Origin of the sequence: Streptomyces sp. ITFR-6, from assembly GCF_031844725.1 — a bacterium.
In the GTDB taxonomy this organism is placed as follows: Bacteria; Actinomycetota; Actinomycetes; order Streptomycetales; family Streptomycetaceae; genus Streptomyces.
On the sequence record NZ_CP134612.1, the window covers coordinates 258,303 to 279,703 of the forward strand.

19 protein-coding genes are annotated in these 21,401 nt (G+C 70.9%); 5 read left to right on the forward strand and 14 right to left on the reverse strand.

Features of this window, described 5'->3' with window-relative positions; genetic code table 11:
- Positions 1-31: 31 nt before the first annotated feature.
- The gene (locus RLT59_RS00980) at positions 32-754 is read right to left on the reverse strand and encodes a helix-turn-helix transcriptional regulator (protein ID WP_399124600.1); all 723 of its coding nucleotides are present in this window, start codon (positions 752-754) and stop codon (positions 32-34) included.
- A gap of 315 nt (positions 755-1,069) precedes the next feature.
- On the opposite strand from RLT59_RS00980, the gene RLT59_RS00985 reads away from it, so the two are divergent.
- Positions 1,070-2,413: a COG1470 family protein gene (locus tag RLT59_RS00985; protein WP_311301577.1), complete on the forward strand. Its 1,344-nt coding sequence runs from the start codon at positions 1,070-1,072 to the stop codon at positions 2,411-2,413.
- Positions 2,414-3,176: 763 nt separating this feature from the next.
- Here the strand turns inward: RLT59_RS00985 and RLT59_RS00990 are convergent.
- Positions 3,177-3,890 (reverse strand): class F sortase, encoded by a 714-nt coding sequence (locus RLT59_RS00990; RefSeq protein WP_311301578.1) that lies wholly within the window; start codon positions 3,888-3,890, stop codon positions 3,177-3,179.
- Between the two features lie 56 nt (positions 3,891-3,946).
- On the reverse strand, positions 3,947-4,774 hold the full coding sequence (locus RLT59_RS00995; RefSeq protein WP_311301579.1) for a GVDTG sorting domain-containing protein: 828 nt from the start codon (positions 4,772-4,774) through the stop codon (positions 3,947-3,949).
- 237 nt (positions 4,775-5,011) lie between these two features.
- On the opposite strand from RLT59_RS00995, the gene RLT59_RS01000 reads away from it, so the two are divergent.
- Together RLT59_RS01000 and RLT59_RS01005 are read left to right on the forward strand one after the other, a co-directional pair.
- Positions 5,012-5,191, forward strand: coding sequence for a hypothetical protein (locus RLT59_RS01000; RefSeq protein ID WP_311301580.1), 180 nt, complete (start codon positions 5,012-5,014; stop codon positions 5,189-5,191).
- Positions 5,192-5,456: 265 nt separating this feature from the next.
- On the forward strand, positions 5,457-7,646 hold the full coding sequence (locus RLT59_RS01005) for an FdhF/YdeP family oxidoreductase (RefSeq protein WP_311301581.1): 2,190 nt from the start codon (positions 5,457-5,459) through the stop codon (positions 7,644-7,646).
- On the opposite strand, the gene RLT59_RS01010 is transcribed toward RLT59_RS01005, so the two are convergent.
- The 8 genes from RLT59_RS01010 to bla all read right to left on the reverse strand — a co-directional run bounded on the left by RLT59_RS01010 (position 7,624) and on the right by bla (position 15,818).
- A complete protein-coding gene (locus RLT59_RS01010) occupies positions 7,624-8,568 on the reverse strand; it encodes a PfkB family carbohydrate kinase (protein WP_311301582.1) in 945 nt (314 codons plus the stop codon). The genes RLT59_RS01005 and RLT59_RS01010 overlap by 23 nt on opposite strands.
- On the reverse strand, positions 8,565-9,554 hold the full coding sequence (locus RLT59_RS01015; RefSeq protein ID WP_311301583.1) for a zinc-dependent alcohol dehydrogenase family protein: 990 nt from the start codon (positions 9,552-9,554) through the stop codon (positions 8,565-8,567). The genes RLT59_RS01010 and RLT59_RS01015 overlap by 4 nt, the downstream gene beginning before the upstream one ends.
- A complete protein-coding gene (locus RLT59_RS01020; RefSeq protein WP_311301584.1) occupies positions 9,551-10,444 on the reverse strand; it encodes a carbohydrate ABC transporter permease in 894 nt (297 codons plus the stop codon). The genes RLT59_RS01015 and RLT59_RS01020 overlap by 4 nt, the downstream gene beginning before the upstream one ends.
- Complete coding sequence (locus RLT59_RS01025; protein WP_311301585.1) at positions 10,441-11,424, reverse strand: carbohydrate ABC transporter permease; 984 nt, start codon at positions 11,422-11,424, stop codon at positions 10,441-10,443. The genes RLT59_RS01020 and RLT59_RS01025 overlap by 4 nt, the downstream gene beginning before the upstream one ends.
- Positions 11,421-12,785 carry an ABC transporter substrate-binding protein gene (locus tag RLT59_RS01030; RefSeq protein ID WP_311307575.1) on the reverse strand — a complete coding sequence of 455 codons (1,365 nt, stop codon included), beginning with the start codon at positions 12,783-12,785 and terminating at the stop codon, positions 11,421-11,423. Before RLT59_RS01030 ends, RLT59_RS01025 begins: the two co-directional genes overlap by 4 nt.
- A 110-nt stretch (positions 12,786-12,895) precedes the next feature.
- Positions 12,896-13,657 (reverse strand): DeoR/GlpR family DNA-binding transcription regulator, encoded by a 762-nt coding sequence (locus RLT59_RS01035; RefSeq protein ID WP_311301586.1) that lies wholly within the window; start codon positions 13,655-13,657, stop codon positions 12,896-12,898.
- A gap of 276 nt (positions 13,658-13,933) precedes the next feature.
- On the reverse strand, positions 13,934-14,809 hold the full coding sequence (locus tag RLT59_RS01040; RefSeq protein WP_311301587.1) for a glycosyltransferase family 2 protein: 876 nt from the start codon (positions 14,807-14,809) through the stop codon (positions 13,934-13,936).
- 70 nt (positions 14,810-14,879) lie between these two features.
- Positions 14,880-15,818 carry a class A beta-lactamase gene (bla, locus tag RLT59_RS01045; RefSeq protein WP_311301588.1) on the reverse strand — a complete coding sequence of 313 codons (939 nt, stop codon included), beginning with the start codon at positions 15,816-15,818 and terminating at the stop codon, positions 14,880-14,882.
- 131 nt (positions 15,819-15,949) lie between these two features.
- On the opposite strand from bla, the gene RLT59_RS01050 reads away from it, so the two are divergent.
- Both RLT59_RS01050 and RLT59_RS01055 read left to right on the forward strand, forming a co-directional pair.
- On the forward strand, positions 15,950-16,822 hold the full coding sequence (locus RLT59_RS01050) for a LysR family transcriptional regulator (protein WP_311301589.1): 873 nt from the start codon (positions 15,950-15,952) through the stop codon (positions 16,820-16,822).
- Entirely contained in the window at positions 16,819-17,733 is a 915-nt protein-coding gene (locus tag RLT59_RS01055) for a serine hydrolase (RefSeq protein ID WP_311301590.1), read from the forward strand. The genes RLT59_RS01050 and RLT59_RS01055 overlap by 4 nt, the downstream gene beginning before the upstream one ends.
- 22 nt (positions 17,734-17,755) lie before the next feature.
- Here RLT59_RS01055 and RLT59_RS01060 read toward each other — a convergent pair whose 3' ends face one another.
- The 3 genes from RLT59_RS01060 to RLT59_RS01070 are packed head-to-tail and all read right to left on the reverse strand — an operon-like array spanning position 17,756 to position 21,389.
- A complete protein-coding gene (locus tag RLT59_RS01060; protein WP_311301591.1) occupies positions 17,756-18,883 on the reverse strand; it encodes an MsnO8 family LLM class oxidoreductase in 1,128 nt (375 codons plus the stop codon).
- 14 nt (positions 18,884-18,897) lie between these two features.
- A complete protein-coding gene (locus RLT59_RS01065) occupies positions 18,898-20,019 on the reverse strand; it encodes an LLM class flavin-dependent oxidoreductase (protein ID WP_311301592.1) in 1,122 nt (373 codons plus the stop codon).
- Complete coding sequence (locus RLT59_RS01070) at positions 20,016-21,389, reverse strand: NtaA/DmoA family FMN-dependent monooxygenase (protein ID WP_311301593.1); 1,374 nt, start codon at positions 21,387-21,389, stop codon at positions 20,016-20,018. The genes RLT59_RS01065 and RLT59_RS01070 overlap by 4 nt, the downstream gene beginning before the upstream one ends.
- Positions 21,390-21,401: the final 12 nt, after the last annotated feature.

Consider the following 21,401-nt stretch of genomic DNA (forward strand, 5'->3'; position numbering starts at 1 on the left):
TTTCGGGCAGTTCCGCGGTGCCCGGACGCCGTCAGATCAGCCCGTTGCGCAGTGCGTAGCCGACCGCGTGGGCCCGGTTGCGCAGTTGCAGCCGCGTGATGATCTCGTGCAGGACGTTCTTGACGGTCCGTTCCGAGTAGGCGGTCTTGCGGGCTATCTCGACGGTGTCCAGTCCTTCCGAGACCAGGCGCAGCATGTCCGCCTCGCGGGTGGTCAGCGTGGACAGCGAGAGGCTCCGCGGGTCGAGTGCGGAGCGCTGGAGGCTGCCCACATGAGTGAGCAGCTTGCCCAGCAGGTCGCCGGGGAGCACGCCCTCGCCGTTGGCTATCGCCAGGACCAGGTGGAGAAGCTGGTCCTGGCCCGCGTCGGCGCGCCGCAGTACCGCGGAGACGCCGCACTCTATGACGCGTTGCAGCGCGTCCGCGCCGAGGGTGCCGACCACGAGGCCGGTGCGGGTGGCGGTGTTGTGGCGGAGCCGGTGCAGCAGGGCCGCCACGTCTTCGTCGACGCTGTCGACGACGACCAGCGACACCTGGGCCTCCTCTGCCGAGGCGTCGTCGAGAAGGCTGACCTCGGGCCGTCGGCGTAACTGCTGGACGACACCGACGTGCAGGACCGGGTCGGCGGCGTACACGGCGACGGTCACCTGGTCCGCCCGGTCGGAGGGGGAGGCCCGGTGCGCGGCCGGTGCCTGGGCGGAGAGACGTGGTGCGGTGACGGACACGGCCGGACGGTACTGCTCTGGGCAGGTCATGGGCGGAGTTCCTGATTCATGAGTCCGTGGGCAGAGGGTTCGTGAGGAAAGAGTTCGTTCGGAGAGGGTTCGTGAGCAGAGGGAATGCGGAGGGTTCGTGAGGAATGGTTCATGGGCGGAAGGAGGTGGGGGCGGCGGACGTGAGAGCGGATCAACGGCCGTTACGGACGCGAGCGGTAGGCCGGCGAGGTGAACGTATGGATCAACAGCTCACCGGTTCAGTGGAGTTGGTCTTGACCCCCCGGGCACCGCGACTGCCCGGGTCTTGCCCTTGCGCTCCTCGCGGCGGACGTGCCGCGGTCCTACCGTGACGGTGTGACGCCTTCCGCAGCCCCTTCCGGCCCCAGCGCGCCCGGCCTCGACATCCCGGCGGTGACCGTGGCGCCGGGCAGCACCGCCACCACCAGCCTGACCGTCCGCAACGACAGCGACATCGTCGAGGCGTACAGCCTGGAGGTCGTCGGGGACTGCGCCCCCTGGGCCACCGTGGAACCCCCACGGGTCTCCCTCTACCCCGGCACCTCCGAGACGGTGACGATCCGGCTGGATCCGCCGCGTTCGCCGGAGACCCGGCCCGGTGACATTCCGCTCGGCGTGCGCGTGCTGCCGGCCGAGCACCCGGAGTCGGTGCGGGTCCCGGAAACCACCGTGCACGTCGAGGAGTTCCGCGAGCTGCACACCGAGCTGGCACCGCGCCGCCGGCGGGGCTGGCTGCGCGGCCGCTACCGGCTCGCGGTGCGCAACCTGGGCAACGCCCCCACACAGGTGGGCTTCGCCCCGGGCCAGGCGGGCGAGGAACTGCGGTTCACGTTCAGCCCCGCGAAGCCGAAGCTGGAGCCCGGGGAGACGGCGGAGATCCGGCTGCGGGTCCGCACGGGCAAGCCGGTGTGGTTCGGCTCCCCGGTGGTGTGGCCGTTCACCGTGGACGCCGCGGAGACCGCCGAGTCCGCGGACCAGGAGAAGGTACGGCGTGACGAGACCGCCGTCCGGCCGCCCCTGAACGCGGAGTTCGTCCAGATCCCGATCTTCCCGAAGTGGCTGCTGGCCGTGCTCGCGGCGCTGCTCGCGCTGCTCCTCGCCTGGTTCACCCTGGTCCGTCCGGCGGTGCGCAGCGCGGCGAAGGAGGCCGCCACGAAGGAGGTCCAGGCGCGCCCCAATCCGGGCGGGGCACAGGGCAGCCAGTCGCCGGGTACCGGTTCGGGCGGCGAGCAGGGCAATCCGTCCGGCGGCGAGGGTGCGCAGCCCGGAGCGAGCCCCGGGGCCACGCCCGGCGCGGGCGGCGGCGGGACTTCGGCGGGCGGCGGGCAGCAGAGTTCGGCCACCATCGACCTGAAGACATCCGGCGGGACGAGCAACGCCGGTACGTACAAGGTGCCGCAGGACCACGCCTTCGAGATCACGGACATCGTCGTCGCCAACTTCCAGGGCGACGAGGGGGTGCTCACGATCACGTTCGGCAAGCGGAAGATCACCACGATCGCGCTGGAGACCTTCCGCAACCAGGACTACCACTGGGTCACCCCTATCAAGATCACCGAGAACGAGACCGTGACCGTCAACGTGACCTGTGCGAAGCCGGGCACACCGGCCACCGGACGCCGGGCCCAGGAGTGCCACGAAGTCCTGAACGTGAGTGGTGTGCTCAGCCCCGTCAAGTAATGAACCAGGCCTTCCGGGACAATATCGACCAGTGCGGTGCCGTCCGAAACGGCAGATTTATCGTTTCGTCCGAAAATCGACACCGAGCGAGATCGAAGACCGTCGGCCTGCGGAGGGGCGGGGGCGGCGCGCCGGGAAGACGGAGCCGGAGGCCATCCGGTGACTGTCCCCCACGTCACGACACCTGGCCAGGTCCCCGGCGGGCGCTGCCGGCAGCTCCGCGTCCGGCAGCCGGAACGACCTGCGCCGGTCACAAACTGGCCGACTTTCGCCGTGACAACACGCGCGTCCCGGACCGGAGACCGGCAGCGCGAACGGAAGCGCTTCGACTCCGTAAGCACGGAGGAGCCGTACGCGCTGAAGGAGGGGTGCGGTCTGCCGGCTGCAGGCACCGGCAGACCGCCGGTCCCGCTCCGGCTCACGAGTAGAGGTTGTCGAGCCGGACCGGGACCTGCGCAGCGGACGACGGGGCCACCGAAGGAGTTCCGGCTCCTCGGCCCCCGGTCCGGATCCGATGGCATCGGCTCCGGACCGAGGTCCCGTGCGGTGGCTGGGTCCCGTTGACGGGTCCGGTGCACGTGTGGGGTGACGCGTGCCCGGGGCCGGATGCGTGCCGATCGCCGGCCCGGCCCCGGGCGGCTGAGACGGGCCTCTCGCCGTGAGCCCCGCTCCGTCAGTCATTCGGAGCCGGGGGGCCGCCGGATTGGAACCGGAGGGATCCGGCGCCGGCTTCACCTGTACGGCCGAAGTGGCGCCCGGCGGCCTATCCGTGACCGTGGCTGCCGGTGAGCGTGGCGTACACGACGACGTTGTCGGCGTAGCGGCTGTCGTCCTTGGAGTAGTCGCCGCCACAGGTGATCAGGCGGAGCCCGGCGTGGTCGAGGTTGCGGTACACCTCGGCGGTGGGGAACCGGTCCTTGGGGTAGAGCGCGGTCCGGTCGACCGTGAAGTCGGCGGTCCGCCCGTCCGCGCGCCGGACGCTGATCCGGTCACCGGGGCCGAGCTTGCCGAGCCCGAAGAAGACCCCCGGGGCCCCGTTCCAGGTGACATGTCCCGCGATCACGGCGGGCCCCACGGCTCCGGGCGTGGCCCCGGGCCGGTACCAGCCGGCCTTGTCCGGGTCCCGTGGGGTCTCCATGGCCCGGTCCTTGCCGAGCCCCAGCTCCTCCAGGGTGGAGGTCACCTTGAGCGAGGGAATCGTGATGCTGACGGGCCGGGACGCGGGCAGCGCCGCGGTGCGCGGCTTCCCGGAGGGTGGCGCGCTCTCCGCCCCCTGCCGCGTCGCAGGGGACTGTTCGGTGGCGGCGACCGAGCCGCCCTTGTCCGCGGCAGGGGGCGGAGCGGGCTGCTGCCGGCTGGTTCCCAGAGCCAGCAGCAGCCCGCCGACCAGGAGCAGGGCGGCGGCGAGGGCGATGAGCGTGACGTCGCGCCGCCGGACCCTCGTGCGGTGCGCGCCTTCGTCGGGTGTCCCATTCATCGCTTCACCTGTCCCTGCGTCCGGCCGTTACGGGGCATCCATCGGTGCGGGGCGCCTCAGCTGTCGTGCCGGGCGTCCCCCGTGCGCGTCCGGCGCCGTACGACGAACAGCCCGCCCGCCGCGAGAACGGCCGCGCCGCCCGCCGCGAACAGGCCGGGCGACTCCACGCCCGCCGTGCTCCCGCCACCGGTCTCGACGCCCCCCGCGGGCATGGAGCCGACGGCTGCGCCCTTGACCATGCCGCAGCTCGCCGGAGCGGTGGCCTCCTGCGGCAGCTTCGGGTCGAGTTCGCTCTTCCCCTTGCCGAAGTCGTACTTGGCGTTGCCGTTCGGGTCGATGCCGTGCTGGACGACGTGCAGATCCTTGATGTGCTCGGTGACGGCGTGCGGGACGGGGATCGTCCGGGAGTAGCTCAGCTTCCCGTCCTTGTCCGCGACGGGCATCCGGTCGACGGCGAGGCCGCTGTCCTTGGACGTGTCGCCCTTGGTGGTCAGGGAGATGTTGATGTCGCCGTACACCGGCAGCCCCTCGGCCGTGCTGACGATGCCGTCACCGTCCTTGTCGGCGCTCATGTCCGGGCAGCGGAAGTCATGGCCGTCGGTCGAACCGTGGATGTGCTGCGCGTGCGGCTGGCCGGGCACCAGGCCCTCGGCCTCGATCTTCACGGTGAGCTTGTCGCCCTCCACGCTCACCATGGCCGTGCCACTCGCACCGGAGTTGTTCAGCTGGTTCAGATCGATCTGGTACGTGTCACCGTCGGCGGCTTTCGTCGTGCTGCCGGCGGCATGGCCGTCGTGCGCCACGGCGGGCACGGCCGCGCAGAGCGTGAGCGCGGCGGGCACGGCCAGCAGGGCGGTAAGACGGGTTGAACGGCGGGCATTCACGAAGACGCATCCCCTTCCGGCGGTTCCGGTCACAGAACCGGAACCGCGTTCGGTCGCTGATGTCGTCTATTCGGTGCCGTCGGCACAACGGATTGGTCCGGGCCCCTCACCGAACCACCCGGCGGCCACCGCCGGCCATCCCACACACATCGAACGTGCTATCGACACATGGGCGTGTTGAACACGGGCACACGGGCTGCACCCACACTTCACCCAATCGAAAAGGGAGTCCCGACCATGCTGGGAATCGTCGCAGCTGTGCTCTTCTTCGTCGCCTTCCTGATCAACGCCGCCGACATCGCGACGAACGACGCCTTCTCCTCGGTGAATGTGATGCTGCTCGGCCTCACCGCCCTGGCCCTCCACGTGGGCGGCATCGGCACCGGATGGGGGCGTGGCGGTTCGCGCAGGCGCTGACCCGAGGCCGGGGGGCATGGTGTTCGGGTCCTCGTGAATGCCGCGACCGTCCTGGACATCGAGTGGCGCGCCCTTACCGGGCCACCTAGTTTGCCCAGTAGTAGTGCTCGGCGCCCCTTTGCCCGAATGGCGGAAGGTCAACAGTCATGCGCCCCCACCGTGACGATCCGGAACGCCTGGAGCCCGAAGTGGGTCCCGCCCCGAAGCGGGTCCGGAATTCCGTCCCTACCGCCACCCCGCCGCCGGCTGGGGCGCGGCGAAGGGCGTGAGCCGGTTCCTGCTGCGCGAGGGCGCGCTCGTGGACGGACCGCGGGCGATCATGCCGATGAACCATGAGAACGGCGGGTTCGACTGCCCGGGGTGCGCCTGGCCCGATGACACCAAAGGCCTGCATCTGGACATCTGCGAGAACGGGATCAAGCACGTCACCTGGGAAATGACCCGCAAGCGGGTCGGGCGCGAGTTCTTCGCCGCCCATTCGGTGACCGAGCTCTCCGAGTGGAGCGACTACGACCTCGAGAACCAGGGCCGGCTCACCGAGCCGATGGTCTACGACCCCGGGACGGACCACTACGTCCCGATCAGCTGGAAGGACGCGTTCGAGGTCGTCGGCAGTGCCCTGCGCGGGCTGGACGACCCCAACCAGGCCTCGTTCTACACCTCAGGACGCCTCGGCAACGAGGCCACCTTCCTCTACCAGCTCATGGCCCGTGAACTGGGCACGAACAACCTGCCGGACTGCTCCAACATGTGTCACGAAGCCAGCGGACGCGCCCTGCACGCCTCGCTCGGCACAGGCAAGGGGACCGTCGACCTCCAGGACTGGGAGAGTGCCGACGCCCTGTTCATCCTGGGGGTCAACGCCGCCTCCAACGCGCCCAGGATGCTCACCGCGCTGGCCGAGGCCTACCGCCGCGGCGCCCGGATCGTGCACGTCAACCCGATGGTCGAGGCCGCCGCCACCCGCACCATCGTGCCCCACGACTTCACCGACATGGCCCTCTTCAAGGCGACACGGACCAGCACCCTGAACCTGCAGCCCCGCATCGGCGGCGACATGGCTCTCCTGCGCGGCATGGCGAAGGCGGTCCTGGAGCAGTCGGCGTCCGATCCCAAGGCGCTGGACCAGGTGTTCATCGACCGCCACACCACCGGCTTCGAGGACTACCGCGCCCTGTGCGAGTCCACGCCGTGGAGCGAGATCGAGGACCAGTCCGGGCTGAGCCGCGCCGACATCCTGAAGGCCGCGCGCGTGTACAGCGAGGCCGACCGCTCCATCGTCAGCTGGTGCCTCGGGCTGACCCAGCACGAACACGGCGTCGACATCGTCCGGGAGATCGTCAACCTCCTTCTGCTGCGCGGCAATCTGGGGCGCGAGGGCGCCGGACCCTCCCCCGTGCGGGGGCACAGCAACGTCCAGGGCAATCGCACCTGCGGTATCGATCACCTTCCCACCGACGCGTTCCTCGACCGCCTCGCAGCGGCCTGCGACATCGAACCGCCCCGTGAGCACGGCCGGGACACCGTCCGCACCATCCCGGCGATGCACAACGGCGACGTGAAGGTGTTCGTCGCGATGGGCGGCAACTTCGCCCTCGCCGCGCCGGACACCCCCTACACCTTCGCGGCCCTGCGCTCCTGCGAACTGACGGTGCAGGTGAGCACCAAGCTGAACCGCAGCCACGTCGTCCACGGCCGGCGAGCCCTCATCCTCCCGTGCCTCGGCCGCACCGAGAAGGACCACCAGCGCAAGGGCGTCCAGAGCACGTCCGTCGAGGACTCGATGAGCATGGTCCACCTGTCGGTCGGCATGAAGCGCCCCGCCTCACCGCACCTGCTCTCCGAACCCGCCATCGTCGCCGGCATGGCGCGCGCGGCCCTCCCCGACAGCGCCACGCCCTGGGAGTGGTACATCGAGGACTACGACCGCATCCGGGACACCATGGCCGAGGCGCTCGACGGCTTCGAGGACTTCAACCGCCGGGTACGGCTGCCTCTCGGCTTCCGCATCATGCAGCCCGCCCGCGAACTGGTCTTCCTCACGCCGTCCGGACGCGCCAAGTTCTCCGCCGCCCTGCCCGACGTCATCCCCGCCCCGGGCACCCTGGCGCTCGGCACGATGCGGTCCCACGACCAGTGGAACACCACGATCTACTCGGACAACGACCGCTACCGCGGCATCAAGAACCTGCGCACGCTCGTCTTCATGAACCGGGCCGACATGCGCGAACGCGGAATCGCGGACATGGGCCCGGTGGACATCGCCAGCACCGCCAAGGACGGCAGCAGGCGGTCCCTCAGTGGCTACCTCGCCATCCCCTACGACATCCCACGTGGCTGCGCGGCCGGCTACATGCCCGAGATGAACGTCCTCTGCGCACTCAGCGACTACAGCACCCAGAGCGACCAGCCGATCATGAAGCACGTCAAGGTCACCATCGAGCCGGCGGCCTGAGCGAGGCTGTGGGCGTCGGCTCCGTCCCGGACCGCGCGACCACGGAGGCCGCCACCCGCGAGGCGAACGCCAGCATCTCCGCGGCCCTGTCGCGCGACAGCCGTACGGCGCCGCCGTCGCGGAACGCCCCGGCCTCGCCGAGCCAGTTGAGCATCCCGGCCATGAACGCGTCACCCGCGCCGATCGTGTTGACCACCTCGACCCGCTCGGCGGACACCGACGCCCGCTCCAGGTCCGGGGTGAACGCGGTGCTGCCCGCCGCACCCCGGGTGAGGACCACCAGCCGGTTCTCCCCGGCCAGCCGCTCGCAGGCCTCCTCCGGGGAGGTGCCCGGCCACAGCAGGCTCACGTCCTCGTCGCTGACCTTGAGGATCCGGGCCCGTCCGCACAGCTCCCGCAGCCGGCCGACGGCGGAGGCGTGGTCGAGCGTCCGGTCCTCGCGCACGTTCGGGTCGACCACCAGGACGGAGTGTTCGGCCCCGGCGCGCGCGGTCGCGGCCACCGCCCCGGCGGCGGGCGCGACGACCGCGGCGAGCCCGCCCGCGTACACGGCGCCGAACCGGCCCACCTCCGCCGACCGGTCCGGCAGCCGGAAGGTGGCGGTGTCGTGCAGGTGGAAGTGGTAGCCGGTGGAGTCGGGGCCCGGGTCCGCCACGGCCAGTGCGGTGGACAGCTCCCAGCGGGCGCACAGGTCGAGCCGGGTACCGGCGGAGACCAGCCGCTCCTCGATCAGCCGGGCGAATCCGTCGCCGCCGAGCCCGCCCGCGAACCAGCTGGGGGTGCCCAGCCGGGCCAGCCCGGCGGCGACGTTGGCGGGTGCGCCGCCGGGCTGGGCCCGGTGCGTCCGCGGATCGTCCGCGGACGGCACCAGGTCGATGAGGGCCTCGCCCATCACCAGAACGGCATCGGGGCCACCGGTCACGGCTCGACCACGATCTTGCGGCCCAGACCGGCCTTGAACCGCTCCAGGGCGTCGGGGTACTGCTCCAGCGGCAGCCGGTCGCTGATGAAGACCGCCGGGTCGATGACTCCCCCGGCGAACAGCGCGGCGGCACGCTCGTAGCTGTGCAGCACGGCCATCGAGCCGGTGATCGTGATCTCCTGGTTGTAGATCCGGTACGGCTCGATGACGGCTTTGGCCGCGTAGTCCGCGACGCCGAACTGGAGGAACGTGCCGCCCTTGGCGACCCGGCCGAGGCCGTCCTGGATGGCGCCCGCGTTCCCGGTGGCGTCGACCACGACGTCCCAGCCCCGTACCGTCTCCAGTTCGTCCGCGGAGGCGGCGGAGCGCGAGACGCCGAGCTTGACGGCGGTGGTGAGCCGGTCCGGGTTGACGTCCAGGATGTCGACGGAGGCGGCGCCGGTCCGTTTGGCGAGCTCCAGCATCATCAGTCCCATGGTGCCGGAGCCGTAGATGAGCACCTTGGCTCCCAGCGTGGAGCTGAGCACGTCGTAGCCGCGTACGGCGCAGGAGAGCGGTTCGATCAGCGCCGCGGTGGCCACGTCGACGTGGTCCGGGAGCTTCACGCAGTTCGCCACCGGGGCGACGGCGAACTCGGCGGCCCCGCCGGGCTTGCTGACCCCGATCGCGTTCCAGTTGTCGCAGAGGTTCCCGCGCCCGCTGCGGCAGTAGTGGCACTCGTGGCAGTGCAGCGACGGATCGACGGCGACCTTGTCCCCGACGGCCAGTTCGGTCACCTCCGAGCCGGTCTCCACGATCTCGCCGGCGAACTCGTGGCCGGGGATGATCGGCAGCGCGGGGGCGAACTCGCCCTGCAGGATGTGCAGATCGGTGCCGCAGAGTCCGCAGGCCCGGACGGCGACGACGACGTCCCGGGGGCCGGGGGTGGGGTCGGGGACGGTCTCGACCGACACCTTGCCGATGGACTCGATGATCGCAGCCCTCATTTGACAGCTCCAAGAGAAAGGCCCTGGACGAGTTTGTCCTGGGCGGCGAAACCTGCGGCGAGCACCGGCAGGGACACGACGACGGAGGCGGCGCACAGCTGGGCGAGGAAGAGCCCCTGGCTGGTGACGAGGCTCGTCAGGAAGACGGGTGCGGTCTGCGCCGTCACCCCGGTGAGCACCCGGGCGAAGAGCAGCTCGTTCCAGCTGAAGATGAAGCAGATGAGGGAGGTGGCCGCGATTCCGGGTGCGGCGACCGGCGCCACCACCCTGGTCAGCACGGTCGGCAGCCGGGCGCCGTCGACCTGTGCGGCCTCGATGATGGAGACCGGCACGTCCGCCAGGAAGGACTGCATCATCCATACCGCGATCGGCAGGTTCATCGACGTGTAGAGGAGGACGAGGAACCAGATGTTGTCCAGCATTCCGGTGTTCTTGGCGAACAGGTACACCGGCAGCAGCCCCGCGACGACCGGCAGCATCTTCGTGGACAGGAAGAAGAACATCACGTCCGTCCACTTCTCCACTCGCTTGATGGAGAGCGCGTACGCGGCGGGAAGCGCGAGTACGAGCACGAAGAGCGTGGAGAAGACCGACGCGGTCACGGAGTTGATCAGCGGCGGCCAGGGACTCGCGCCGCCCCCGGCGCCGAAGAACACCCGGTAGCCGTCGAGGGTGAGGGGCGCGCCGAGCGACGGCGGGTTGGTCGCGGCGTCGGCCTCCGAGTGGAAGGAGGTGAGCAGCATCCAGAGCGCGGGTGCGCAGAAGACGATGCCGACGATCCAGGCGACCACGCCGAGGGCGGTGGAGCGCCGCCTGCCCCGGCGCGCCGTCCGTGCGTGCTCCGTGCGGCCCGGCCGGGCGGTGGGCGCGGCGGTCAGGGTGCTGCTCATGTCCGGTTCGCCTCCTCGCTGAAGAGGGACGAGACCACGCGCAGGGCGAAGGTGGCGACGACGATGGTGCCGATCACCACGACCACTCCCGCGGCGGACGCCAGTCCGTATTCATGGGCTTGGTAGAAGGTCTGATAGATCGTGTAGGGGAGGTTGGCCGTGCCGAGTCCGCCGGCGGTGATGGTGAACACGGCGTCGAAGTTCTGCACGATGTAGATCGAGCCGAGCAGTACGCCGAGTTCCAGGTAGCGGCGCAGGTGCGGCAGGGTCAGGAAGCAGAACATCTGCCAGGCGTTCGCGCCGTCCAGCCGGGCGGCCTCCATCTGTTCGGCGGACCGGCTCTGCAGCCCGGCGAGCAGGATGAGCATCATGAACGGGGTCCACTGCCAGATGAGGGCGGTGGCGACCGCGGCCAGCGGCATGTCGGAGATCCAGTCGGGCTGTCCGGGGCTGTCGGCGCCGAACATTCCGGTGAACCAGGCCCAGGCCCCGTTCAGCAGCCCGTACTCCGGGTTGTACAGGACGTGTTTCCACATCAGCGCCGCCGAGACGGGCACCAGCAGGAAGGGCGTGATCAGCAGGGTGCGGACGAATCCCCGGCCGATGAACTTGCGGTCGAGCAGCAGGGCGAGAAGGAGTCCGAGCACGACGCTGACGATCACGACGCTGGCGGTGAGCAGGACCGTGGTGACCACCGAGTCGCGCAGGCTCGGGTCGCTGAACACCTCCTTGTAGTTGGCGAACGCGCTGAAGGCGCGCTGGTCGGGCGAGAGCGAGTTCCAGTCGAAGAACGAGACCACGACGGTTGCCACGAAGGGCAGTTGGGTCACGGCGATCAGGAAGACCAGGGCGGGCAGCAGGGGGGCGCGGGTGGCCCAGACGCGCGCCCGGCCGGGGGTCTTTCCGGTCCTGCGGGGCGGGGCGGCCTCGTCCGGCGCGCCGGGCGGCGATACGTCCGGGGTGGATACGGGGGCACTCACCGCTGCTCCTTGCCGACCTTTTCGGCGAGTGTCTGCGAGGTCTTGAGCGCGTCGGACACCGACTGGCGGCCGGCGATGGCGGCGCTGATCTCCTGCGAGACCTTGGTGCCGAGGTCGGTGAATTCCGGGATGTCGACGAACTGGATGCCGACGGTCGGCCTCGGCTGGGTGCCGGGGTCGCGGGGGTTCGCGCCGGCGATGGCCTGCCGGGTGACGCTCGCGAACGCCGCGGCGTCCTTCAGGTAGTCCTGGTTGGAGTAGGTGGAGGCGCGCTTGCCGGCGGGGACGTCGGGCCAGCCGACCTTCTCGCCGACGAGGTTCTCGTACCCCTTGCCGGAGGCCCAGGAGATGAACTTCCAGGCGCTGTCGGTCTTCTTGGAGGCCTTCTGCATGCCCCAGGCCCAGGTGTAGAGCCAGCCGGAGGTGTCGGTCTTCTCGACGGGCGCGGCCACGTATCCGACCTTGCCCCTGACCGGGGAGCCGGAGGCCTCAAGTGATCCGGCGCCCGCGGTGGCGTCGTACCACATGGCGGTCTTGCCCTGGGTCATGTTGTTGAGGCACTCGGCGTAGCCGGACTGGGGCGCGCCCGCCTCCCCGTGCTTCTTCACCAGGTCGACGTAGAACTGGACGGCCTTCTTGAACTCGGGTGTGTCGAGCTTCGCGTTCCAGTCCTTGTCGAACCAGGTACCGCCCATGGTGTTGACGACGGTGGTGAGCGGGGCGATGACCTCGCCCCAGCCCGGCAGACCGCGCAGGCAGATGCCCTTCATGCCGCTCCTGGCGCCGTCCGCCTTGGCCGCCAGGTCCGCGACCTGCTGCCAGGTGGGCTTGGCGGGCATCTTCAGGTTCTTCTCCGCGAAGACGTCCTTGCGGTACATGAGGAAGGACGACTCGCCGTAGAAGGGCTCCGCGTAGAGCTTGCCGTCCTCCGCGGTGAGGGATTCCCGGAGCGGCTTGAGGATGTCGCCCTGGTCGAACGCCTTGTCCTTGGACGCGTACGAGTCGAGGGGGTGCAGCCAGCCGTTCTTCGCGTAGAACGGCACCTCGAAGTTGCTGATGGTGGCCACGTCGTACTGGCCCGCCTGGTTGGAGAAGTCCTGGGTGATCTTGTCGCGTACGTCGTTCTCCGGCAGCACCGTGAAGTGGACCTCGATGCCGGTCTCCTTCGTGAAGTTGGCCGCGGTGAGCTTCTGCAGCTGGACCATCTGCGGGTTGTTCACCATGAGTACGTTGATCGACTCGCTGTCACCGGACGAGCTGCCGCCGCCGGCGCCGCTGCACCCGGCGAGCAGCGCCGTGAGGGCGGCGCCGGTACCCAGACGCACGCTCAGCCTGCTTCGATGGTGCTGAAGGTGGAGCATGTGGTTCTCCTGATCACTCGTCATCGAGGGACTCAATTTGTAAGGTGCATGTCAGCCATCCCGGCTGACGGACGCGGGGCTGGGCGGTCGGGCTGTGCTGCGGGGGTGTGTCAGGCGCGGATGACCTGGGGGCCGAGACGCGAGTAGCGCTGCGCCTCCGCCGAGGCCAGGCCCGTATCGGTGACGATGGACTCGAAGTCACCGACCTCGGCGAACCGGCAGAAGCTGACGGCGCCGAACTTGGTGTGGATTCCGGCGAAGACCCGGCGCCGGCTGCTGCGCATGGCCTGGGCCTTCACCTCGCTCACGGCCGGGTCGGGCGTGGTCAGCCCGTACTCGCGGGAGATCCCGTTCGCCCCGACGTACGCCAGGTCGATGACGAATCCCGCGAGCATCCGGGTCGTCCAGTGGTCGACCGTGGCCATCGTGGAACCGCGCAGCCGGCCGCCGAGGAGCAGCACCGTGGCCTTCTCCGCGTCCGCGAGCGCGGTCGCCACGGCGAGGGAGGCGGTGACCACGGTCAGGGGCCGATCCCTGGGCAGTGCCTCGGCGACGAGCATGGGGGTGTAGCCCTCGTCGACGAAGACCGTCTCCGCGTCACCGAGGAGGTCGGCCGCGGCCGCCGCGATCCTGGACTTCTGGGGAACGAGACGGCTGGTACGGGCGGCCAGCGTCGTCTCGAAGCCCGCGCTCTCCACCGGGTAGGCGCCGCCGTGGGTGCGGCGTACCAGACCGTGTTCCTCCAGGATGTGCAGATCGCGCCGGACGGTCTCCTTGGCCACCTGGAGCGTGCCGGACAGCGCGGTGACGTCCACAGACCCTTCGCGTCTGGCAATCTTGAGGATCTCTCGTCGGCGCTCGTCGGTGTCCACGACACACTTCCCTGCGTTCGCTGCGACTCAGGCCCCGTTCGGGCTCATGAATCGTTTGTACAAGCAAGGGACCCACGGCGACCAGGCTCTTCACCACCCCACCTGTGCCCGTTCGTGCCCGTTTCGCCGGGGCCGTATCAGCTGGTCAGGCCGCACGGACCGGCTGCCGCCGCCCGGACTCCTGCCCGATCGGGGCCCCGGGTGCGCCCGAACGGCGCCCGCGGCGGTCGGCACTCCCTCGCCGGGGCCCCGGGGCGCTGCCCGTTTCGGGGACGGTCAGAGGACCGGCGGGCGGCCCAGCCGGGTCATGCGCCACACGGTGCGCCACTTCATCGGCTCGCGCGGCCCGCACGGCGTCCGCAGCCCCTCGGCGAAACCGCCCCACCAGGCCCGCAGACCGGCGGCCGAGCGCATCCGTGCCATGGTCAGGGAGATCCAGACACCGAGATAGACGGGGATCAGCGGGACCGGAAGGCGCCGGCGGGCCAGCCACACCCGGTTGCGGGCGGTGAAGCGGTAGTGGGTGGCGTGCCGGGCCGGGGACGTCCTCGGATGCTGGAGAACGAGTTCGGGCTCGTACAGGATCGTCCAGCCCGCGTCGAGGGCGCGCCAGGCGAGGTCGGACTCCTCGTGGCCGAAGAAGAACTCCGCGGGCCAGTGGCCGATCCCGTCGAGCATCGGCATCGAGAAGGCGTGTCCGCCGCCGAGGAAGGCGGTCACCGGACCGCCCCGCATCGGGTCGTCGGCGCGCAGCCGGGGCACCCAGCGACGCTCCGTCACCCCGTTCTCGTCGGCGACCCGGAACCCGACGACGCCGAGCCCCGGGTCGCTCGCGAACAGCTGCTGAACCCGGCGGAACACGTCGGGGGCGATGAGCAGGCCGTCGTCGTCGAGTTCGATGACGACGTCCACCTCTCCCGCCTCGCTCAGCGCCCTGAGCCCGACGTTGCGGCCACCGGGACAGCCCAGGTTCTCCGCCAGCGGGATCCTGGTCACGTCCGCCGTGATGCCGGTGAGAGGCGTCGCGTTGCCGACCAGGACCACTCTCGCCGCGGGCACGTCCTGCTTCTCCACCGAGGCGAGCAGGGCGGCCAGCTCAATGGGGCGAGTGCCCATCGTGACGATGACGACTCCGAGGCGCGGCAATGGCATGGCGGTCTGCTCCGGCGGTTGACGAGGGTGCTGATGCTAGCGCCGGGCCGGGCGGGACGCGGACGGCCGGTTACCCGAGCGCCCCGAGGGCGTCGAGCGCGACCTTCGCGGCGCCGGCGATGAGGGCGTCGTCGCGTTCGGCGTCCTTGGCGTCGCGGCGGGAGAGGACGGCCAGGGTGATGGGGGCGGCGCCGGGGGGCCAGATGACGGCGATGTCGTTCCGGGTGCCGTAGCCGCCCGTGCCCGTCTTGTCGCCCACCTGCCAGCGGTCCGGCACACCCGCGCGGATGGTGTGGTCGCCTGTGGTGTTGCGCCTGAGCAGGTCGGTCAGTACGGCCCGCTTGTCCGTCGGGAGGGTGTCGCCGAGCACGTACGCGCGCAGCCCGGTGGCGAGGGCGCGGGGCGTGCTGGTGTCCCGGGGGTCGCCTGGGGCGGCGTCGCTGAGCGCGGTCTCGTAGCGGTCGCATCGGGTGACGTCGTCACCGAGCGCGCGGAGGGCGTCCTGCAGGGCGCGGGGGGAGCCCAGCTCGTGGAAGAGGAGGTTGGCGGCGGTGTTGTCGCTGTACCGGATGGCCGCGTCGGACAGCTCGCGCAGGGTCATCCCGGTGGCGACGTGCCGCTCGGTGACCGGTGAGGCGCTGACGAGATCGTCGCGGCCGTAGCGCACGAGCCGGTCCATCTGCCGGAGCGAGTTCTTGTCCAGTACGGCGCCGACGAGCAGCGCCTTGCAGGTGGAGGCGTAGGCGAATCGCTCATCGGGCCGGTGGGTGACGGTCCGGCCGCTGCCCGTGTCGAGCGTGTGGACGCCGAGGCGTGCGTCGAACTTCCGCTCCAGTGCGCGGAAGGCCTGTTCGGTACGGGGATCGGCCGGGGCCGACGGCGGGGCGGAGGATGAAGCGGTCCCGGACGGTTTCGGTGAGGCCTCCGGGCCGCTCGTACAGCCGACGAGCGGGAGGGCGGCGAGGCCGGTAAGAACGGCACGGCGGGACAGCGAAGTTCGAGTGTGCATGGCATACGGGCTTTCTGTTCCGATGGGACGTGTCTGTCCGGATCCAAATCCGCCGCCGCACCGCATGTCGAATACCATCTCGGCATTGAGCTCATTCAGATGCGATATCGCCGCATGCCAGGAGGTACGGATTGCTCACCGAACGGCACCTGGAAATCTTCGTCGCCCTGGCGGAGGAGGAACACTTCGGTGCCGCCGCCCAGCGTGTGGGCATGACCCAGCCACCGCTGTCGCAGGGCCTGCGCAGGCTTGAGGCGCTGCTCGGGGTCCGCCTGTTCGACCGTGAGCGGGGGGTGTTCCTCACCGAGGAGGGTGCCCTGCTGCTTCCGCACGCCCGCCGCGCGCTGGCCGCGTTCGCGGAGCTCCGCGAGACCGGTGCCCGATCCGCAGCCGACGGCCGGCGGCTGCGGATCGGGCTGGCCCCGGAGGTACCGGCGCCGCTGGCCGCGGAGGTGGCGGCGGCGCCGGTCCGGGCGGGCGAGCGCGCCAGGATCGGCATGGTGACGGCGTCAACGGCCGCGCTGCTCGGTGACGTCGCGGCCGGACGGCTCGACATCGCCGTCATCCGGCACCCGTCCGTTCTGCACGGCCTCACCGCGGGCCGGGTGATCCTGCTGCCGACCTGGGTGCTGTCCCCCGCCGGGGTCCGCGGTCCCGGTGGGACGACGCCGTCACCGCTGCCCGTCGCGGTACGCCCGCGTGCCGAGGCGCCCGCGGCTCATGACCTGTTCATCGACACCCTGGCCAGCCGGGGCCGCCGGGTGGAGACCGTGGTGATGTCCGACGAGCGCGCCGGGCTCGCCCTCGTGGCGGCGGGTCAGGCGGTGCTCGTCACGGCGGACGACGCGCTGACGGCGTCCGGTGTGGAGCGCCGCACGGCGACGGACCCGCCGCTCCCCCTGCGGCTGCGGGTGGCCTGGGATCCGCGGCGCCCGGGTGCGCGGGAGACCGCCGGGACGGCGCAGCTGCTGGAGGACGCCCTGGCCCGGAAGGTGGCGCCGTGAACCGGCCCCGGCACGGCGGTGGTGTGGAGCGCGCCATCCGCGAGATGTTCGACGACGCGGGCGTCCGGGGCTGGCTGCACGTGGCGGAACTGCGCCGCCCCTCGGCCCGCGTGGTCATCGAGCCCGGCGAACAGCTGCCGCTGGGCTCGGTCTACAAGGTGCCCCTGATGGCCGCCTTCTGCCGCCTCGCGGACACGGGGCGGATCGACCCCCGCCACCGGGTGACCCTGGAGCCCGCCGACCGGGTCCCCGGTCCGACCGGCATCTCCGTCCTGCACGACCCCGTCACCATGTCGCTGCGCGATCTGGTGACGCTGATGATGACCGTCTCCGACAACACCGCGGCCGCCGCCGTCCTGCGGGCGGTCGGCGCCGATGTGGTCGACGCCTTCTGCCGGGACCTGGGCATGCCGGACACCCGTATCCACGGTGGTGTCGTCGCCACGTTCAACAGGCTCGTCGCGGAGACGGGGGCGCCCTCCCTGGACGCGGCCCTGGCCCATGTGGCGGACAACGACACCGTGGTGCCGACGGATGTGTACGACCCTGCTTTCAAGGCGTCCGGCACTCCGGCGGACATGGCCCGGCTGCTGCGGGCGATCTGGACCGATGAGGCCGCTTCCGCCGAAGGCTGCGCGTTCATGCGCGAGGTCATGCGCAGGCAGCCGTGGACGCACCGGCTCGCTTCCGGCTTTCCCTACGACGACGTCACCGTCTACGGCAAGACGGGCACCTTCGGCTCGCTCCGGCACGAAGCCGGCGTCGTCGAACTCGCGGACGGCAGCACCTACACCGCGGTGGTGTTCACCCAGGCGGCCAGGGCCGACAGCAGGCTGCCGCGCGCCGACGCCGTGATCGGCGCCGCCGCGCGGGCCGCGGTGGAGGAGCTACGGGGGCATCAGGGCACCTGACGGCGGCTGCCGGGGCCGGCCCTCACCTCTTGCGCCACTCCTCCGCCAGCAGCTCGTAAGACCGCACCCGGTCCGCGTGTCCATGGGTGATCGTGGTGATCAGCAACTCATCGGCACGGGTCGCCTCCTGAAGCTCCGCCAGCCGGCCGGCGACCCGGTCCGGGGAGCCGACGAACTGGGTGTCGAGGCGGTCCTGGACCAGGGCACGGTCCGCGTCCGTCCAGATGTGGGCGCGGGCCTCGTCCGGCGTGGGGAACTCGATGGCGCCCTCGGCCGAACGGATGCTGCGGACCCAGGCACCGTAGCCGGAGGCCAGTTCGCGGGCGGTCTCGTCGTCCTCCGCCACCACGACGTCGGCGGACACGCTGACGTAGGGCTCGGTGAGGACGTCGGAGGGCCGGAACGCGGCGCGGTACCCCTCTGTCGCCTCCAGCACGGTGGCGGGACTGACGTGGTAGTTGGCCGCGAACCGCAGCCCGGACCGGCCCGCGACCTGGGCGCTCTGACCGCCGCTGCTGCCCAGGATCCACAGCTCCACCTCCGCGCCCTCCCCCGGGACGGCATGGGCCTCGATGCCGTCCTCCGAACGGTAGGTGCCCGCCAGCAGGGCCAGGATGTCGTCGATCTGCTCGCCGTAGTCCTGCGATTCGGCGTGCGGCTGCTGGAGCAGCTTGCGCTGGAGCGCGATGCGGGGCGAGCCGAGCAGGTGCTCGAAGGAGAAGCGGGGCGGGATGCGCAGGCCGTTGGGCGTGCGCCCGTCGACCACCGGGGTCGCGGACGGCCGCGGGGCGGCGGCCCCGCCGGGCGGGCGTCCGCCGGAGCGGCCGAGACCCAGGTCGAGCCGGCCGGGATGCAGCGCGTCGATCAGGCCGAACTCCTCGACCGTGGACAGAGCGGTGCGGTGGCCGAGCTGGACGGCGCCCGCTCCGAGCCGGATGGACGTGGTCGCGGAGGCCGTGAGGGCGAGGACGACCGCGGGCGAGGTACCGGCCACGCCGGGGTTGAGGTGGTGCTCGGCGAACCAGTAGCGGGCGTACCCGAGGCTCTCGGCCTGCCGGGCCAGATCGATGGAGTTGCGCAGCGCCTCGGAGGCGGAGGAGCCGGAGGACACCGGGACCAGGTCGAGGACCCCGAGCGGAATGTCGGACATGACGGGCGGTCTCCTCAGCGGTCGGCGCGAACGGACTCGGACTCGGGCTCGGGCTCGGGCTCGGGCTCGGGCTCGGGCTCGGCGAGGACGGGGCCCCAGGCGAACGGCGGATCGGGGATCTCCCGGCGCAGCACGGGTGCGACGTCCGACTGGAAGAGCGCGAGCGAGTCCCGGTGCTGAGCGTCCGTCAGGCCGCCCGCGTCCGCGTGCAGATGGAGGACCGTGTGGCCGAACTGCTCGTGGTAGCGGTGCACCTTCTCGACGATCTGCTGCGGACTGCCGATCAGCGCCGAGCTGCGCTCCACGAAGTCCTCCAGGGTCGTGAACACCGGTTCCAGGCCCAGCTGTTTCTGGAAGGCGAGGTTCCCCTCGAACACCGGCCGGTAGGCGGCGAGCGCCTCCTGCGAGGTCCGGGCCGCGTAGATGCCCGCCGTTCCCGCGCCCACCGCGATGTCCGCCGGATCGTGGCCGTGGTGGACCCAGCGCTCACGGTAGTAGCGGATCAACTCGGCGTAGGGCTCGATGGTGTTGGTGACGTTGGCGGAGAAGAGCGGGTCGCCGTAGCGGGCGGCGAGGTCGACCGACTCCCTGCTGGTCGCGCTGCCGTGCCAGACCCGGACCGGCTGCTGAAGCGGTCGGGGCCAGACCTCGGCGTCCTTGAGTTCCGGACGGAAGCGGGTGGCGGCCGTGACCTTGTCCTGGCGCCAGAGCTGCCGGAACACCTCGTAGCTCTCGGCGTTGCGGTCCCACTGGTCCTCCGGGGTGACCTGGAACAGGTCCCGCTGGGCGGCGCCGTTGCCCTTGCCGATGATCAGTTCGAGCCGTCCGCCGGAGAGGTGGTCCAGCGTCGCGTAGTCCTCGTAGGCGCGCACCGGGTCGAGGAGGCTGAGCGTGGTGACGGCCGTGAACAGCCGGATCCGGGAGGTGAGGGCGGCTATGTGGCTGAGTACGACCGGGGGTGAGGAGGAGATGAAGGGCCGCTCGTGCCGCTCCCCCACGCCGAAGCCGTCGAAGCCCAGCTCCTCCGCGAGGAGCGCGTTGTCGAGCACTTCGCGGAAGCGGTCGTTGGTCGGCTTCCGCACGCCGGTCACGGGGTGCGGGCCGTGCACGATCAGGGTGATGGCGAGGAACTTCATGACGCCTCACGCCCCTCGCGGGCATCGTCGGGGTGGTCGAGGCCGAGGTGGTCGCGCAGGGTGGTGCCCTCGTACTCCGTCCGGTACACGCCCCGTTCCTGGAGCAGCGGGACGACTTGGTCGGTGAACGCGTCGAGGCCGCCCGGGGTGATGTGCGGGGCGAGGATGAAGCCGTCGGAGACGTCGGCCTGGACGAAGTCGTTGATGGTGGTGGCGACGGTGGCCGGGGAGCCGACGAAGGCCTGGCGGTTCCCGGTCTCGATGACCAGGTCGCGGATGGACCACTTGTTGGCGGCCGCGCGCTCCCGCCACTCGCGGGCGATGGCCAGCGGGTCGCGGTACATCCGTACCTGGGCGCGGCCGCGGGCGACGGTGTGCTCGCCGGGGTCGGGGTCGATGTCGGGGAGGGGGCCGTCCGGGTCGTACCCGGACAGGTCCCGGTTCCAGACGAATTCGAGGTGCTTGATGGCGGTGGCGCCGCTGACCTGGCTGCGGCGTACCTCGCGGGCCTGTTCCTCCGCCTCCGCGTCGGTGTCACCGAGGACGAAGGTGGCCGCCGGGAGGATCAGCAGCTGGTCGGGCCGGCGGCCGTACCGGGCGAGGCGGCCCTTGACGTCCGTGTAGAAGGCCTGCCCCTCCTTGAGGGTGGCGTACCGGCTGAAGATCGCGTCCGCGCTCGACGCGGCGAAGTCACGGCCCTCCTCGGAGTCGCCCGCCTGGAAGATCACCGGCCGCCCCTGCGGGGAGCGCGGCACGTTGAACTGTCCCTCGATGTCGAAGTGCTGCCCCTTGTGCACGAAGGCGCCCGCCTTCGCGTCGCTCAGGAACGTGCCCGTCTGCCGGTCGGCCACGATCTCGTCCCCGTGCCAGGAGTCGAAGAGTTCGTTCGTGGTGGCCAGGAACTCCTTGGCCCGGGAGTAGCGCTCCTGCTGCGGCAGGAAGCCGCCGCGCCGGAAGTTCTCCCCGGTGAAGGCGTCCCAGGAGGTGACCACGTTCCAGGCGGCACGTCCGCCCGAGAGGTGGTCGAGGCTGGCGAACTGGCGGGCCACCTCGTAGGGCTCGTTGAAGGTCGAGTTGATCGTCCCGGTCAGGCCCAGGTGTTCGGTGACGGCGGCGAGCGCCGCGAGGACGGTGAAGGTGTCGGGCCGCCCCACGACGTCCAAGTCGTATATCTCGCCGCCCTGTTCGCGCAGTCGCAGTCCTTCGGCGAGGAAGAGGAAGTCGAACTTGGCGCGCTCGGAGGTCCGGGCGAAGTGCGCGAAGGAGCTGAACTCGATGTGGCTGCCGGCCTCCGGATCACTCCACACGGTGGTGTTGTTGACTCCGGGGAAGTGGGCCGCGAGATGGATCTGCTTGAGGGGCTTGCTCATGGTCGGGGGTCC